A 15,368-nucleotide genomic window follows, 5' to 3' on the forward strand; every position below is an offset into this window, starting at 1 on the left:
GTAAAGCTCAAAAAACGGGATTAACTTATGAACAACAGGACAAGATGTGAAACATCGTATTCATTGACATAACTATCGCCCTTTCAAGCTGGTTTGGATTATACGTGGCTTTGTAGATTACGCAAACAAATTTGTGCCCTGCCAATGACAGGGCACAAACCGTTATAAGGTGGCTGCTTCCAACGCTTCCACCAGCGCTCTGAGAAAACGAGCCGCCTCCCCGCCAGTACAGGCTCTGTGGTCAAATGTCATCGACAGCGGCAATGCCCTGACGGGACGCGCTTCACCATGGATGAACACCACTTTTTCGAACAATTTGCCTGCCCCTATGATGGCCACCTGCGGCGGCGTGACGATGGGGCTGGCATAACGGCCTGCGATGGCGCCGAAGTTGGTGAGCGTAATGGTCGCCCCATGCAACATCTCGCGGGGCACGGCGCGCGCCTTAACATCAGCGATCATCCGATCCAGCCCCTGCCGGATATCCGCCCCCTCCCGCTCGGCCACATTCTCCATCACCGGCACATAAAGGCCATGCTTTGAATCCACCGCGATGGCTACATTGACCTCTTTGAACAGCCGCCGTGACAGGGTGTCGCCATCAAACCAGGCATTCATCGAGGGCTCGGCGCGGCACGCCACGCCAATGGCCTTGATAAGGCGCACCGTCACATCCTCATCAGGGCGCCAGTGACGCAAATCCACCTCATCGGTGATGCTGACCGGCACCACAGTCTGATGAGAGAGCTCCATCGCCTTGGCCATGGCCCGCCGTGACCCTTTGAGGAATTCGTTGCCACTGCTTTGCTGGACCTCGAATGCCTGCTGCACATCCAGCTCGGTCACCATGCCGCCGCTGCCACTTCCCTTGATCCGGTCGATTTCCAAACCCAGCTTCTGCGCCAGCAGGCGCACGGCAGGCATCGCTTGCACCAGCGATCCCCCCGGGGCAATGGCCCCCACCACGAAGTGATCCTCGATATGTTGCTGATGGGCGCTCACCTTGCCCACCACGGTGCCATCATCTTCGCCACCCTCGAACTCCACCAGCGGCGCACCGATATGGAGGATATCCCCTTCGGCGCCGCAGAGACGGGCAATCACCCCGGCCACCGGAGAAGGCACATCCACCAGCGCCTTGGCCGTTTCCACCGACAAGAGCACCTGATCGACCGCAACGGTATCACCGGCACTCACCTTCCATTCGACGATCTCGGCTTCGGCCAACCCTTCACCCAGATCCGGTAATTTGAAAAATTTCATAGCCACTGGTTCTCCATCAGCTGGTGAGCGGCATCGGCGATATCCTGCTCGGTGATGAGGTAATACGCTTCGTTGCGATAGTAGGGAACGGCGGCATCCACCCCGGTCAGCCGTTTGGGCGGCGCCTTGAGGCTGGGGAGTGCCTGCTCGGTCACCCGCGCCACAATTTCGGCCCCGACTCCGAAGCTGCCACACGCTTCATGCACCACCAGCAAGCGGCCGGTCTTGCGCACCGAAGTGAGGATGGTCTCCATATCCAGCGGCTTGATGGTGGCCAGATCCAGCACCTCGCACTGGATATCCTGCTCGGCCAGCAGGTTCGCCGCCCGCATCACCTCCTGAATGCAGGCCCCCCAGGCCACTACCGTGATATCCCGGCCCGGGCGCAGGGTGAAGCAGACATCCAGCGGCAGGCCGACACCGTCATCCACCACCTCGGATTTCATCGAGCGATAGATGCGGTCCGGTTCAAAAAACATCACGGGATCCGGATCTCGGATGGCCGAGAGCAGCAGGCCATAGGCGCGTCTCGGGCTGGAGGGGATCACTACCCGTAGCCCAGGGATATGGGCAAACAGCGCCTCGACGCTCTCGCTGTGATGTTCAGGCGAGTGAATGCCAGCGCCATAGGGGGAGCGATAGACGAGAGGACAGGAGAGGCGGCCACGGGTGCGGTTTCGCATCCGCGCCGCCTGACAGATGACCTGCTCCATCCCGGGGAAGATGAAACCCTGAAACTGGAACTCAGCCACCGGCTTGAGCCCCTGGGTCGCCATGCCGACCGCCACCCCGGCGATCAATCCCTCGGCCAGCGGCGTGTCGATCACCCGCTTGAAACCGAACTTGTCGCGCAGGCCCACTGTGGCGCGAAACACCCCGCCGTTGACCCCCACATCCTCGCCCAGCACCACCACATCCGGGTCGTGCTCCATCTCGTAGTGAAGGGCCATGTTGACCGCTTCCAGCAAACTGATCTCACTCATGGCCCATCTCCTGCTTCATCCCCTTGGCAATCACTCGCTCGCGCTGGGGCACGAGTTCGGCGGGCAGGCTGGCGTAGTGATAATCGAGCATCGCCTCCGGCGGCTGGGGCGCCATCGCCTCATAACGGGCAACCGCCTGCTCTACCTCTCGGGTAGCCTCCGCCAGCAGGCTCTGCTCCTGCTCTTCATCCCACCACCCTTTGCTATGCATAAACTGGCGCAGCCGCTTGACCGGCTCCTTGGCCCAGGCGGCCTCGACCTCGGCCCCGTCGCGATAGCGAGTGGCATCGTCGGCCGTGGTGTGATCGCCGAGACGATAACTGACCGCCTCGATCAAAGTCGGCCCCTTGCCGCTGCGGGCCCGTTCGACGGCACTGCGGGCAGCATCGTAGACCGCCACCACATCGTTGCCATCCACCTGCAGGCTGCGCACCCCGGCGCCAATCCCCTTCTGGGCCAGCGTAGGAGCGCTCGATTGCAGTTTGCGTGGCACCGAGATGGCCCACTGGTTGTTGTTGACGATGATGACCATCGGCAGATGCCAGACACCGGCGCAGTTGAGCCCCTCCAGAAAATCCCCCTTGGAGGTGCCGCCATCGCCGATAGTGACTACGGCGACACGCGGTTGATTACGCAGTTTGAAGACAGAGGCAATACCGCAGGCGTGGGTGATCTGGGTGGCGATGGGGACGCAGATGGGGAGATCTTCAGAGGGAGTCCCATCTGGTTTGAGAAAATAACTCCCCCGCTCGTCACCGCCCCAATATTGCAGGTTTTTCTCCATCGGTACGCCCCGCACATAGAGGGTGGGCATGTCCCGATAGTAGGGGACGTAGACATCCTGCGGCTGCATGGCCAGACCAATGCCAATCCCCACGGCTTCTGCGCCGAGATGGGAGGGAAAAGTACCGAGTTTGCCGGTTCGTTGCAGCGCAATCGCTTTTTTGTCATAGCTGCGCACCATCACCATATTGCGGTAGAAGGTGTGCAGTATCGCCTTGTCCAGCCAGGTCGGTAAGGTGGCGACCGGGCACCCTTCCGCATCGAGGTAACGAAGGAAAGGGATGTCGACATGGGTCATAACTGGCTCCTTGCCGTTGTAGACGTCACCGATGCTGGTGACACCTAGATGTAAATACCTTGTTAAATAAAAAGCAAAGGGATTTACTCAGGTAAGACCAGTAGAAACTTCTTTAAAGTAGCGAAGGAGCTGAATTTTCGGCGATGAGTGGCAAAGTATGCCGTAAATGGTGCAACTTTGCAGTTCTGAATGCAGGATGCCAAATGTGAAAAAGGGGAGCCTTGCTCCCCCTTCTGTTACTCAAGTCAGCGGTTACGCCAGCCAGCAGTTACGCTAGCCACTGTTGCAGCTGGCGGGCCATGCCAGCTGGCAGCAAGTGCGCGCGGCTTAGCAAGTGGCTGCGCCAGGGCTCGGCCAGCAAGGTGGGGCAAATTCGCATCTCCCGTCCCCGGTCAGTCACGCGCACCAACCTGTCGATAAGAGTCTCCAGCGGCGGATACGCCGGCCAGTGAGGATAGAGATCGGCGGTCGCAATCCCTGCCAGATCGCACACCCGCTCCTCTTCCTCATCTCCCTTCCCAGCAACCATTGGCCAGGGGTGAAGAACATGCAGCCAGCCCGGCCGTGCTGCCTCCAGCAACTGGCCCAGCGTCGGCTGAGCAAAGTGGGGATCCCCTGCGGCTTTGAGCAGATGGCGCGCCCCCGCCAGCAGCACCACGCCGCGGGCGGGAAGTGCAAGAAGATAGTCGGCCAGCGCCTGATCCCGCCCCCTGTTGTGTTGCTGCCACCGCTCCGGGCTCATCTCCTGCCACTCGAATGAGGGCTCGCAGAGATGCACCCGCAGCGGCATATGTTCAGGGCGCGCCATATTGCTCTGGCGCAGAGCGGAAAAGAGAGCTGGAAACTCGGGGGCCATCCAGGCGGGAAAGGCACAGGAGTCGAGCCAGACCGGATAGAGCCGCCCCAGCGTCAGCGGCTCCCCCTGCCAGCTCTCCTCCCCCGCCAACCAGGCATCGAGCAAGCCTTGATGGCGGCGGTTGCCGCACTCCAGCACCAGATCGGTCATGATTCCCCAGAGCGCAGGATCGCAGAGCCAGGCGTGTTGGCACCGTATAAAATCCGGGTGCCAGTGCGGCTCCCCCAGCCCTACCAGCTTGCCCGCCAGTAAGGCTTCCCGGATGGCAGCAACCGGGGTCATGCGTCCCCCTCCTGCCGGATGTCCGGTTGTTGCTCAACCACATCGACCCGCTCACCAATAAGGGCGCCGACCTTCGCCAGCCAGTCGGGATGCACCATCTCCTGATGCAGGCAGGGGAAGCGCTCATAGCGGATTTCGCCTTTTGTCAGCGGCTCCCAACCGCGTCCATCCAGCCAGGGCTGGCGGGAGGCTGACGCCTCGATAAAGATCACCTCCCCGTGGTAGCAGTAGTCGACCGGCTCACGGATCAGCCGGTTGTTGTGGCCCACCAGCTCAATCATGGCGCTCACCACCTGCTCGTCGAGCATGGCCAGCGCACTTCCCTCCGCCCCCAGTCGGGCCACCACGTCGCCCCGAGTAAGGGAATCGAGCGCCTCGTCCGCAACCGCAATGCCTCCCATCCGCAGCAGCGCATCGAGCATCCGCTGCTCGTCGGGCAACGGCTGGGTCTGCCACTGACGGCAGGGATAGGCGTCAAGCAGCAGCACCATGGCCACCTCTTGTCCCTGCTCTTGCAGCATGGCGGCCATCCGGTGCACCAGCATGCCCCCGAGCGACCAGCCAAGCAGCCAGTAGGGCCCCTCGCTCTGCTGACGACGCAGCTCGGTCACATAATCGAGGGCCAACTCGTCGAAGCTGGCAGGCAGCGGCGCATCCGGCTGACAGAGCGCCCGCGCCTGCAGGGCATAGACCGCCATGTCGGTCGGCAGATGGGGCACCAGCGGCGCATAACACCAGCCGAGCCCGCCGGCGGGGTGGACGCAAAAGAGAGTGGGGCCCGATGTACCCGCCTGCGCACCGGGCGCCCGCAGGGGCAGCAGCACGGGCATCGCCTCCCGCTCACCACCAAGACGACGCGCCAGCTGGGCGGGGCTGGGTGCTTCGAACAGGCTGGCCAAGGTGAGAGTCTGTCCAAGCGACTCTTCAATGCGCACCACCAGCTGTGCCGCCAGCAGGGAGTGGCCTCCGAGGGCAAAGAAATTATCGTCGGCGCCGACCCGCGCCAGCCCCAGTACCTCGGCGAAGAGGCGACAGAGCCGCTCCTCCAGCAGGGTTTTCGGCAGTGACTGACCGACCGCCGACGCCATATCAGGCAGCGGCAACCCCTTGCGATCCAGCTTGCCATTGGGGGTGAGCGGCAGCTCTGCCAGAGTGACCAGGAGCCCCGGCATCATGTAGTCAGGCAAGGCTGCACCAAGGGCGGGTGCCAACTCGGCAAGCGTCAACTCGCCACTATCTGCGGCCACCACATAGGCCACCAGACGGCGATCGCCGGGGGCAAATTCGGGGGCCAGCACCACCGCCTGTGCCACCCGGGGATGGCGCAGCAGCACCTGCTCGATCTCCTCCAGTTCGATGCGCTGGCCGCGGATCTTCACCTGAAAATCGAGGCGCCCCAGATACTCGATGGCACCATCCTCGCGCCAGGCGGCCAGATCGCCGCTGCGATAGAGCCGTCCCGCGCCGAAGGGGTTGGCAATAAAGCGCTCGGCGGTGAGCTCGGGCTGGCCAAAGTAGCCATCCGCCACCTGCACGCCGCCGATCCAGAGCTCCCCCGCCACACCGGGGGGCACTGGCTGCAACCAGGGGTCGAGAATGTGGATGCTGGTATTCCAGACCGGATAGCCGATGGGCACGCTGGTCACCGCCTCGTCTGCCCGGCAGGGATACCAGGTGACATCCACCGCCGCCTCGGTCGGGCCATAGAGGTTGTGCAGGGGAGCTGAAAATGCCCCATACCAGCGCTGCACCAGATCCGCGGGCAGCGCCTCGCCGGAGCAGAAGACCTGGCGCAGGGCGCGGCAACGGGCTGGCTCGGCTTGTGCGACGAAGATCTGCAACATGGAGGGGACAAAGTGCAAGGTGGTGATCCCGGCCTGCTCAATCAACTCGGCAAGGTAGGCGGGATCCTTGTGGCCACCCGGTTTGGTGAGCACCAGCCTCGCACCTGTCATAAAGGGCCAGAAGAACTCCCAGATGGAGACATCGAAACCGGCCGGGGTCTTTTGCAGCACCCGATCCGCCGGGCCGATGGGATACATGTGCTGCATCCAGAGCAGTCGGTTGACGATGGCGCCATGGCTCACCACCACCCCTTTGGGCCGACCGGTCGAGCCGGATGTGTAGATGATGTAGGCCGCATCTTCCGGCTTGGGGGCTGGCAGCTCACAAGGTGCTATCGCCGCCACGTCTATCATCGCCAGCTGCTCTGCCACACCGGGGGCATCGAGGCAGACAAGTGGCGCGGCCACATCGAGCGGCATCCGCAAGGTGCGGCTGGTCAGCACCAGCGCAGGGGCGCTGCTGGCGAGAATGTAGCCGATCCGCTCCGCCGGATAGTCCGGATCAACGGGCACGTAGACAGCCCCCACCGCCATGATGGCCTGCTGGGCGAGAATAAGCTCGGGAGAGCGCGGGATCACTACCGCCACCCGACAACCGGGGCCCACGCCCCTCCCCGCCAGATAGCTGGCCAGCTGGCGGGTACGCTGGCGCAGCTCGGCCACACGCCAGCGCTCGGCGCCACACTCCAGCGCGATTGCGCTCTGATCTGCCGCCGCCAGCCCTTCGGCCAGCAGTGCGCTCAGGGTAGTAGTCGGCAGCGGATGGTCGGTCTGGTTCCAGCGCGCCAGCTCAGCCTGCTCGCAGGGTAGCAACAGCGGCAAACGCACCGCTTCGGCCTCGTCATCCGCCTCACTCCAGGCCGCCAGATAGGCTACCAGCCGGGCCAGATGACGTTCGCTCTCCTGATAGCTGAAGCGCCCCTGATGTGCTTCGAGGGTCAGGGTCATCGCGCCTGCCTCCTCGGCAAAATAGAAGGCGCACTCCTCCACCGGCCCCGCCGCCAGCACCTGCATCTCGCCACGAACCTGGTTGTGTCCTTCACCAACGCTGAGGGTGCGGGCAAAGGGCATCAGATTGACCTGAGGGCCAAACAACGGCTGGCCCGGCTGGCGCTGTTGCAACCACTCCTGACGGCAGCCCTGATGACGGCGCAGGGCGGCAAATTGCCGCTCAACCTGTGCCAGCAACTCCCCTACCCGGCTGGTGCCGCTCAGCTCGATGCGCAGGGGCACCACATTGACCTTCATGCAGGGGGTATCGGCCGCCACTGAGCCCAGCCGCCCCATCAGCGGAATACCCAGCACTACCTCGCCAGCGCCGCTCATCCGCTGCACATAGCTGGCCACCGCCGCCAGCAGCAGGCTGTAGGGGTGACAGGCCGAACGACTCGCCCGTGCCACCAATGCCTGCCACTGGCGGCCAGCAAGCCGCTGCTCAAGACGATAAGTGGGGCCCGGCCCCTGCGCCGGACGGCGGGAGAGCGACGCCGGGTTCTCCACCCCGGCCAGCTGCTGCACGAAGAAATCGCGATCCCGCGCGGCACGCGGCGAATCCTGATAGGCCGCCTCTTCAGCCAGCAGCTCTTGCTGGGACGCATAGCGACAGGGTGCAGGCTGCTCGCCGGCACAGAGCGCCTCATACCAATTGGCCACCCGCTGGCAAAGCAGACTCAGGCCAAAGCCATCGATGGCGATATGGTGCACGGCAATAAACCAGGCCCACCGCCCCTCGCCAAGGCGATAGAGGGTGGTGGCAAACAGCGGCCCCCCGGCCAGATTGAAGGGGACGGCCAGCTGCGCACGCATCTCGGCCTGCGCGGCCGCAAGCGGGTCAGCTTCGCTGCGCAGATCCCGCTCTGTCAGCTGCCAGCAGGCGGGGTTGGCCACCATCTGCGGGCCATCGGCAGTGGCCACAAAAGCGCAGTGCAGACCGAGGATCTCGTCGATGGTCTGGCGCACCGCACGGGTGAAGTGATGGGGAGCCAGCGCCCCCTCCAGCAGCCAATACTCGCCGGTATTGCAGGCGGGGCTCTGCGGGTATTTTTGCTGGGCAAACCAGATGCCCGCCTGAGCGGTGGTAAGCGGCCAGCGCGGCTGCTCACCACGCTGGTGAGTGGCGCGCATCGCCATTGTCTGTTCCATGGGAATGTCCTTGCGCAAACATCGAGCGGGCAGCGGCTTGCCCCTGCCCGCATGGCTGAAAAGCGAGGAGGCCAGGCCTCCTCCATAAAGAGAGTGTCACGCCTGCCAGATCGGCAGCGCGCGGGCTAGGCCCCCAGGGTGGCACCGCCATCGACCACCAGATCCTGCAGGGTGATATGGCTGGCGGCATCGGAGGCGAGAAACAGCACGCAGGCAGCCACCTCGTCGGGTGTTCCCAATTTGCCAAGGGGGATCCCCAGCTTGAACTGCCCGGGCAGGCCCGCGATGGTGCGCTGCTCTCCCTCCCGCTGCTCCGCCTCCCCCTCCTGCCACATCCCGTACAGCATCGGGGTTCGGGTCGAGCCCGGCGACACCAGATTGCAGCGCACCCCATAGGGGGCAAGTTCCAGCCCTGCCGTTTGAGTGAGGCTGGTCAGCGCCGCCTTGGAGGCGCCATAGATGCCCATCCCCACTCGCGGTACCCGACCGGCATTGGAGGATACATTGACGATAGCGCCCCTGCGCCGCCCCTGAAACCAGAGGGTCAGGGCCCGCATCAGATAGAAGGGGGCGAAGGTGTTGATGGCAAAGGTGCGCTGCAAAAGGGCGTCATCCACCTCATCGAGCCTGCCGGTCGCCAGTACGCCCGCGACATTGACCAGCACATCGGGCCCCAGCCCCTCATCCAGCAGCTGTTCGCAGCAGCGGGTCACTGCCTCGCTGTCGCTGACATCGATCACCACCCTCTTCACGTTGCCGGGCAGTGCCTCGGCCAGTTGCAGATCGAACGCAACCACGCTGGCCCCTGCCTCGGCAAAAGTGCGCGCCACCGCATGGCCAATTCCCTGCGCCGCGCCGGTCACCCAGATGGTTCTACCTTGCCACTCGCTCATGGGGTGCACTCCGGTTCGCTGACGTGATCTTCGTTGACAACCTGATAAGCCGTGCCCTGACTGACATTGGGTTGACTGACATTAAGCTGACGGGAGAGGAGCGCCCACCAGTGAGCCAGGGTCGGCGTGCGGGCCAGCTCGGCCAGCTCCACCACCACTCCCTGCTGGCGCCACTCCTCCACCAGCCCCATCACCGCCAGCGAATCGAGACCATAGTCGAGCAAGTTGTCATCCTCGGTGGGCTGCTCATGCTGCATCTCGGCGGGCAGCCGCGCCAACACCTGAGCACGCAGCGACTCGCGAGTCAGGGGGCGTTTGCTGGCCGCCATCACCTCGGCCACGGTAATCACCCGACCGGCATTGCGGCTGACGTAGGAGAGCGCCTGCAGGTGATCCTCGCGGGAGAAGTCGGCGATGGCATCTGCCACCAGGAAGGGGCGGATATCCCGCATAAAGGCATCGACCGCCGTCTGCATCACCCCGATATGGCCGTAGATGCCGCAGATCACCAGCTGATCCCGCCCCCATCCGGCCATCAGCTCGGCCAGCGGTGAGCGGCAAAAAGCGCTGTAGCGCCACTTGGTCAGCACCGTATCCTGCGGCTCGGGGGCCAGCGCCGAAACAATCGGCTGACGCTCCGGCGCCCGGGTCAACCCCGGCCCCCACATGTCGTTGAGCAGCGCCCGATCGGCCTGACTCTGCTCGGCGGGCTGGGCGGTATAGACCACCGGCATGCCAAGAATACGCGCCTGACGGATCAGGGTGGCGATATGGTCGATGACCTGATTGATCAGCGGATTGCCCGGCCCGTAGAAATCGACGAAATAGTGCTGCATATCGTGGACCAGCAAGGCGGCGCGGCCCGGTTCGAAGGGCCAGTTCACCCGCCCGGTAGGCAGCTCCTCGGCGGTAGGCAGCGGATAGGAGGCGAGGGATTGAATGGTCATGCACACTCCTTGGCGAGCTGCTCGCGCAGCCTCTGTTTGTCTATCTTGCCGACCGGGGTGTGGGGCAGTTGCTCCACCAGCACCAGGCGATCGGGCAGTTTGTAATCGGCCACCCCCTGCTCGCGCAGGAAACGGCGCAAGCGGGGCAAATTGAGGGGCTCGCGGCACATCAGAAAGGCACAGCTGCGCTCCCCGAGCATGGGATCCGGCATGGCGACCAGCGCCGCCTGCCGCACCTCCGGGTGGGTCAGCAACAGCTCTTCAATTTCGAGGGCGTCGATCTTCTCCCCACCCCGGTTGATCTGATCCTTGTTGCGTCCCACCACTATCAGATGGCCGTCGGGCAAGCGGCAGACCAGATCGCCGGTGCAGTAGAAACCGTCCCGGTCAAAGGCGCGCTGATTGTGGGCATCAGCCTTGAAGTAGCCGCGAAAGGTGTAGGGGCCACGCGTCCAGAGCTCGCCGCACTCACCATCGGGCAAGTGGCGCCCGTCGCTGTCTCGCACCTCCACCTCGTCACCCGGGCTCATCGGGCGGCCCTGGGTATTGACGATGTGCCACTGGTCATCCTCGATGCGGGTGTAGTTGACCAGCCCCTCGGCCATGCCAAACACCTGCTGCAAGCGGCAACCAAGGCGGCTCGCTACCGCATCGGCATGAGCCGGGCTGAGGCGCGCACCGCCTACCTGCACACACTCCAGAGAGGTCTGCGGATAGTGGCTGGCCGCCTCCAGCCAGAGCGCCAGAGCCGGTGGCACCAGTGCTGCCCAGTTGACCTGATGGCGCTGCACCAGCGGCAGACAGGTTGCTGCAGAGGGATCCTTTGCCAGCACCACGCAGCCACCGGCATAAAACACCCCGAGTGCCCCAGGGGAGCTCAGGGGAAAGTTGTGGGGCGCTGGCAGAGCGCATAGATAGATCACCCGCTCATCCCAACCGCACACCGCTACGCTCTGGCGCACGCTGTAGCCATAGTCATCGTGGGTACGGGGGATCAGTTTGGGGGTGCCGGTGCTGCCGCCGGAGAGCTGGAAAACAGCGACTTGATCGGCCGGGGTAGGAGTTGGCGCGATGGCCGTCAGCGGCGAACCATCAGCACGGGCTATGGGGTCAGGCTGACACCATGCAAATCCCGACTGAAGATCGGAGCCTTCTGCCTGCTCGAACAGCAGTGTCTGACAGGAAGGCGATACCCGCTCATCAAGGGCCGCGAGGCTCCCCGCTTCACCGGCAAAGCCGGGGTGAGAGGGGCTGAGTACCAGCAAGGCAGGCTCAATCTGGCGGGCAAAGGCCACCAGCTCGCGCCGCTGATGGCTGTAGAGGGCATGCACCGCCACTACTCCGCAGCGGATCAGGGCAAACCAGCAGATATAGAACTCGGCGCAGTTGGGCAACTGCACCAGCGCGGTATCGCCATGGCCCAGCCCGCGCGCGGCCAGCCGCGCCGCCAGCGCATCAACCTCACGCTTTAACTGGCCATAACTGAGGGTTCGCTCGCCGCAGATCAGGGCCGTGCGCTCGGGATAACGTTCGGCAGATTCATCGAGCAGGGCGGTTAGCGGTTGTCCGCGCCACCACCCTTGTGCCCGGTAGTGGGCTGCCAGCTCGGCGGGCCAGGGGGTAAAGGGCACCAGCGGCTTCATGCAGTTACCTCCGGCTCCCGGCTTTCGAGGCCGAAGGCACGCAACATGGTGCCGAGCTTGGCGGCGGTCTCCTGCCACTCCGCTTCCGGCGAGGAGCCCACCACCACCCCGGCGCCGGCATAGAGTCGCAGTTGCCTGCCAGCCAGCACGCCACAGCGAATGGTAACTACCCACTCGCCATTGCCATCGGCATCCATCCAACCGACGGCGCCGCAGTAGAAGCGGCGATCGTACCCCTCAAGCTGGGCGATGGCCTGACGCGCTGCCGAGAGCGGCGTGCCGCATACCGCCGGCGTCGGGTGCAACGCCAGCGCCAGAGCCAACACGGGAGAGGGTTCATGGAGCCGCCCGGCAATGCGGGTCGAGAGGTGCCACATGGTAGGAGTGGCGATCACCTGCGGCTCCAGAGGGACATCCAGCTCGCGGCAGAAGGGAGCGAGGGCTGCAGCGACTGCATCGGCCACCAGCGCATGTTCATAGCGATCTTTTTGCGCCCCCAGCAGTTCGGCACTGGCCGCCTGTTGATCGGAAAAAGCGTGGCGCGGACGGGAACCCGCCAACGGATTGCTCACCACCGCCATCTCGCTGCGCGATACCAGCAGCTCGGGGCTCGCGCCAAGCAGAGTCTCTCCCTCTGGCAGCGGGATCTGGAACACATAGGCGCCCGGATTCTGTGCCAGCAGAGAGCCAAAGGCGTGTGCGGGGGAGGTCTGCTCTGCGCTCTGCACATCGATGGCGCGCGACAACACCACTTTCTCGAGCTGGCCCTCGCTGAACTGCTGCAGCGCTGCCCGCACTGCCCCCTGATAGTGGGCAGAGCCGGTCACTTCACTCACCTCGCCATGGAGCTGGCAACAGCGGGCGGGCAACATCGTATCCCTTGCGACCCACTGCGATTGCGCCGGGATCACCAGATGCCAGGGGGATTGGGTATCAAACGGAATGGCGCCGATGGCGATGGGATTAACCATCCCCTGCTGGCGCAGCTTACGCAGATGGGCGAGCAGCTTATCCTGCGGGATGCCGGTAAAACTGTCGTGAATACCGGAAGCGACCAGAACCCTGTCACCGCTGGCAAAACAGCACACTTTATCCAACCCGACCGCTGTGGCGGGCCACTCTCCTTCCAGTGCATGGTCACACATGACGGTGCTACTCCTTGGAATGAATCACTGCCTGACAGGACTTAAAGTGAGTCATTTGACTCACCATATATCAGGGTGAACGGCATCCTAACAAGGAGCGAAAAAACGATCAATACAAATGAGAATCAATTTCATCAACTTCTTTTTAGTCAAAAGAGGGTGACGAACGAAACTGAGCTTCGCCGATAAAAAAGAGTTGCGATCGGAGCAAATTCAATTTGATAATGATAACGCTTATCATTTGTATATTATGGAAGATGTAAATAATGAAATCCTCAACCTCCCGTTTTATTGCTCCCAGCCTGCTGGCCACCACCATCGTCACCCTGCTGACCCAGCAAGCGATCGCCGCCAGCAACACCCCTCAAGCCGATGAGGTGATCACCGTCACCACCACGGCGCACAATACCCGCTCAGCACCGGCCTCTATCTCTGTCATCACGGCCGAACAGATCGCCGCCGCGCCCGTCAATGACCTTGCCGACCTGCTGCGCCACGAAGTGGGCATTCAGGCCGAGACCGACACCAATGGCCGCAGCGATATCGGTATTCGTGGCATGTCCGGCAAGTACACGCTAGTGCTGGTGGATGGCAAACGCCTCTCCTCCTCCAATGCCCTGTGGCGCGGCGGCAACTTCGACAACACTCCCGTGCCCCTTGGCATGATCCAGCGGGTCGAGGTGATCCGTGGCCCCATGTCGGCACTTTATGGCTCCGATGCCATCGGTGGCGTCATCAATATCATCACCAAGCAGCCGGGAAAAACCTGGCAAGGGGCGGCCGATGCCGACTTCAAAGCCATCGAGGGCAAGGATGGCGGCGATCAGCACAGAACCAACCTGGGCTTTACCGGCCCGCTGACCGACAACCTGCTGATCCGGATGAACGGCGAGGTGTATGACCGTCAAGCCTGGACCCCCACCGAAGCTGCTGACGGCATCCCCCTTATCGAAGCCAAACAGACCCGCAACTTCGCCTCCACCCTGAGCTGGCTGGTGGATGAGCAGCAGCGCTTCGAGCTGGAGTACCTCTACAACCAGGATGAGCGGCCTCTCGATATCTTCCGCAAAACCGGCAACAAGGTGCACAGCCGCCAGCAGCAAAACGATCGCAACCTGTTTGGTCTGACCCACAAGGGGAACTGGAGCTGGGGTGACACCACCGTCATGGCCAACTACGAGACCTCCCAGATCGACGACTTCAACACCAGCTACTCTGCCCCGCAACAGCGGGAGCTGGAAGAGAACACCTTGACCCTCAAGGGCTATACCAACCTGGCGCTGGCCAACCACTACCTGACCCTGGGTGGTGAATATCTGGATCGGGAGCTGGTGGATGCGGTGAGCTACAAGGATATCGGCGGCAAAGAGAGTCACTCTCAGGAGGCGCTGTTCGCTCAGGACGAAATTGGCCTGACCGACAGCCTGACCTTCACGCTGGGCGGCCGTTACGATTACCACGAGATCTACGGCAGCCACTTCACCCCACGCGGCTATCTGGTCTATGAGATGAACGATGTGGTGACAGTGAAAGGCGGTGTCAGCCAGGCCTTCAAGGCACCGGCACCACACCAGTACTCCAACGGTTACAGCATCGAGAGCTGCGGCGGCAGCTGCCGCATCTATGGCAGCGACAAGGTCAAGCCGGAAACCAGCACCAACTACGAGCTGGGTGTCATCGCAGGAGAAGGGATCTGGGAAACCAGCGCCACCCTCTTCTACTCCGACATCGACGACATGCTCACCTTCAAGCAGTTGCCGAACTCCACTGACCGCACCTGGTACAACCTGGAGAAAGCCACCACCAAGGGGCTGGAGCTGACCGGCAAACTCGATCTGACCGACGATATCAACCTTGGCGCCAACTACACCTACCTCAAGGCTGAAGGCGATCAGGGTCAGGCACTGCCCGAGCGGCCGGAGCACAAGGCCAATGCCAAGATCACCTGGCAGGCCACCGAGCGGGTAAATGCCTTTGTCGGCACCACCTACACCGGCTCCCAGTTTGCCGAGCAGACCGTCAACAAGGTTGTCGTACTGCACAAGCTGCCCAGCTATCAGACCTTCGATCTCGGCACCGGCTTCAAGGTCACCGAGAACTTTGACCTGCGACTGGGGATCAACAACCTGACCGACGTGCGCCTGCAAGAGAAAGACACCGTCTTCCAGAACGTCGAACCGGGTCGCAGCTACTACGTCAGCGGCTCAGCCCGCTTCTAAGGTAGCCAAGGCCGATATAACAGAGCGCGGGCCCATGCCCGCGCTCTGTTAACCAAGAGAATAAGGGGAA

10 protein-coding genes are annotated in these 15,368 nt (G+C 63.0%); 1 reads left to right on the forward strand and 9 read right to left on the reverse strand.

The features are described from left to right. Window positions 1–162 precede the first annotated feature (162 nt). The 9 genes from I6L49_RS08415 to I6L49_RS08455 form a co-directional block, all read right to left on the reverse strand. Window positions 163–1,263, reverse strand: a complete 1,101-nt coding sequence (locus tag I6L49_RS08415; RefSeq protein WP_139406387.1) for a dihydrolipoamide acetyltransferase family protein — start codon at window positions 1,261–1,263, stop codon at window positions 163–165. Beyond that, window positions 1,260–2,246 (reverse strand): alpha-ketoacid dehydrogenase subunit beta, encoded by a 987-nt coding sequence (locus I6L49_RS08420; protein WP_216951200.1) that lies wholly within the window; start codon window positions 2,244–2,246, stop codon window positions 1,260–1,262. Before I6L49_RS08420 ends, I6L49_RS08415 begins: the two co-directional genes overlap by 4 nt. Continuing rightward, window positions 2,239–3,327 (reverse strand): pyruvate dehydrogenase (acetyl-transferring) E1 component subunit alpha, encoded by a 1,089-nt coding sequence (pdhA, locus tag I6L49_RS08425; RefSeq protein ID WP_216951201.1) that lies wholly within the window; start codon window positions 3,325–3,327, stop codon window positions 2,239–2,241. The genes I6L49_RS08420 and pdhA overlap by 8 nt, the downstream gene beginning before the upstream one ends. Window positions 3,328–3,595: 268 nt before the next feature. Then, window positions 3,596–4,465 carry a hypothetical protein gene (locus tag I6L49_RS08430; RefSeq protein ID WP_216951203.1) on the reverse strand — a complete coding sequence of 290 codons (870 nt, stop codon included), beginning with the start codon at window positions 4,463–4,465 and terminating at the stop codon, window positions 3,596–3,598. Then, window positions 4,462–8,451, reverse strand: coding sequence for a non-ribosomal peptide synthetase (locus I6L49_RS08435; protein ID WP_216951205.1), 3,990 nt, complete (start codon window positions 8,449–8,451; stop codon window positions 4,462–4,464). The genes I6L49_RS08430 and I6L49_RS08435 overlap by 4 nt, the downstream gene beginning before the upstream one ends. A 125-nt stretch (window positions 8,452–8,576) precedes the next feature. Next, window positions 8,577–9,344, reverse strand: coding sequence for a 2,3-dihydro-2,3-dihydroxybenzoate dehydrogenase (gene dhbA / locus I6L49_RS08440; RefSeq protein ID WP_216951207.1), 768 nt, complete (start codon window positions 9,342–9,344; stop codon window positions 8,577–8,579). Continuing rightward, entirely contained in the window at window positions 9,341–10,291 is a 951-nt protein-coding gene (locus tag I6L49_RS08445; RefSeq protein WP_216951209.1) for an isochorismatase family protein, read from the reverse strand. Before I6L49_RS08445 ends, dhbA begins: the two co-directional genes overlap by 4 nt. Further along, window positions 10,288–11,934, reverse strand: a complete 1,647-nt coding sequence (locus tag I6L49_RS08450; protein WP_216951211.1) for a (2,3-dihydroxybenzoyl)adenylate synthase — start codon at window positions 11,932–11,934, stop codon at window positions 10,288–10,290. The genes I6L49_RS08445 and I6L49_RS08450 overlap by 4 nt, the downstream gene beginning before the upstream one ends. Continuing rightward, the gene (locus tag I6L49_RS08455) at window positions 11,931–13,079 is read right to left on the reverse strand and encodes an isochorismate synthase MenF (protein WP_216951213.1); all 1,149 of its coding nucleotides are present in this window, start codon (window positions 13,077–13,079) and stop codon (window positions 11,931–11,933) included. The genes I6L49_RS08450 and I6L49_RS08455 overlap by 4 nt, the downstream gene beginning before the upstream one ends. 266 nt (window positions 13,080–13,345) lie before the next feature. Between I6L49_RS08455 and I6L49_RS08460 the strand changes: the two genes are divergently transcribed. Further along, a complete protein-coding gene (locus tag I6L49_RS08460; RefSeq protein WP_216951215.1) occupies window positions 13,346–15,298 on the forward strand; it encodes a TonB-dependent receptor in 1,953 nt (650 codons plus the stop codon). The last annotated feature ends 70 nt before the right edge of the window (window positions 15,299–15,368 follow it).

Origin of the sequence: Aeromonas sp. FDAARGOS 1419 (assembly GCF_019047045.1) — a bacterium.
GTDB classification, from domain to species: domain Bacteria; phylum Pseudomonadota; class Gammaproteobacteria; order Enterobacterales; family Aeromonadaceae; genus Aeromonas; species Aeromonas veronii.

Bases quoted from the DNA above. Each gene is read 5' to 3' on its own strand.
- I6L49_RS08415 (WP_139406387.1), bottom strand. From the start codon at position 1,263: ATGAAATTTTTCAAATTACCGGATCTGGGTGAAGGGTTGGCCGAAGCC.
- I6L49_RS08420 (WP_216951200.1), bottom strand. From the start codon at position 2,246: ATGAGTGAGATCAGTTTGCTGGAAGCGGTCAACATGGCCCTTCACTAC.
- pdhA (WP_216951201.1), bottom strand. From the start codon at position 3,327: ATGACCCATGTCGACATCCCTTTCCTTCGTTACCTCGATGCGGAAGGG.
- I6L49_RS08430 (WP_216951203.1), bottom strand. From the start codon at position 4,465: ATGACCCCGGTTGCTGCCATCCGGGAAGCCTTACTGGCGGGCAAGCTG.
- I6L49_RS08435 (WP_216951205.1), bottom strand. From the start codon at position 8,451: ATGGAACAGACAATGGCGATGCGCGCCACTCACCAGCGTGGTGAGCAG.
- dhbA (WP_216951207.1), bottom strand. From the start codon at position 9,344: ATGAGCGAGTGGCAAGGTAGAACCATCTGGGTGACCGGCGCGGCGCAG.
- I6L49_RS08445 (WP_216951209.1), bottom strand. From the start codon at position 10,291: ATGACCATTCAATCCCTCGCCTCCTATCCGCTGCCTACCGCCGAGGAG.
- I6L49_RS08450 (WP_216951211.1), bottom strand. From the start codon at position 11,934: ATGAAGCCGCTGGTGCCCTTTACCCCCTGGCCCGCCGAGCTGGCAGCC.
- I6L49_RS08455 (WP_216951213.1), bottom strand. From the start codon at position 13,079: ATGTGTGACCATGCACTGGAAGGAGAGTGGCCCGCCACAGCGGTCGGG.
- I6L49_RS08460 (WP_216951215.1), top strand. From the start codon at position 13,346: ATGAAATCCTCAACCTCCCGTTTTATTGCTCCCAGCCTGCTGGCCACC.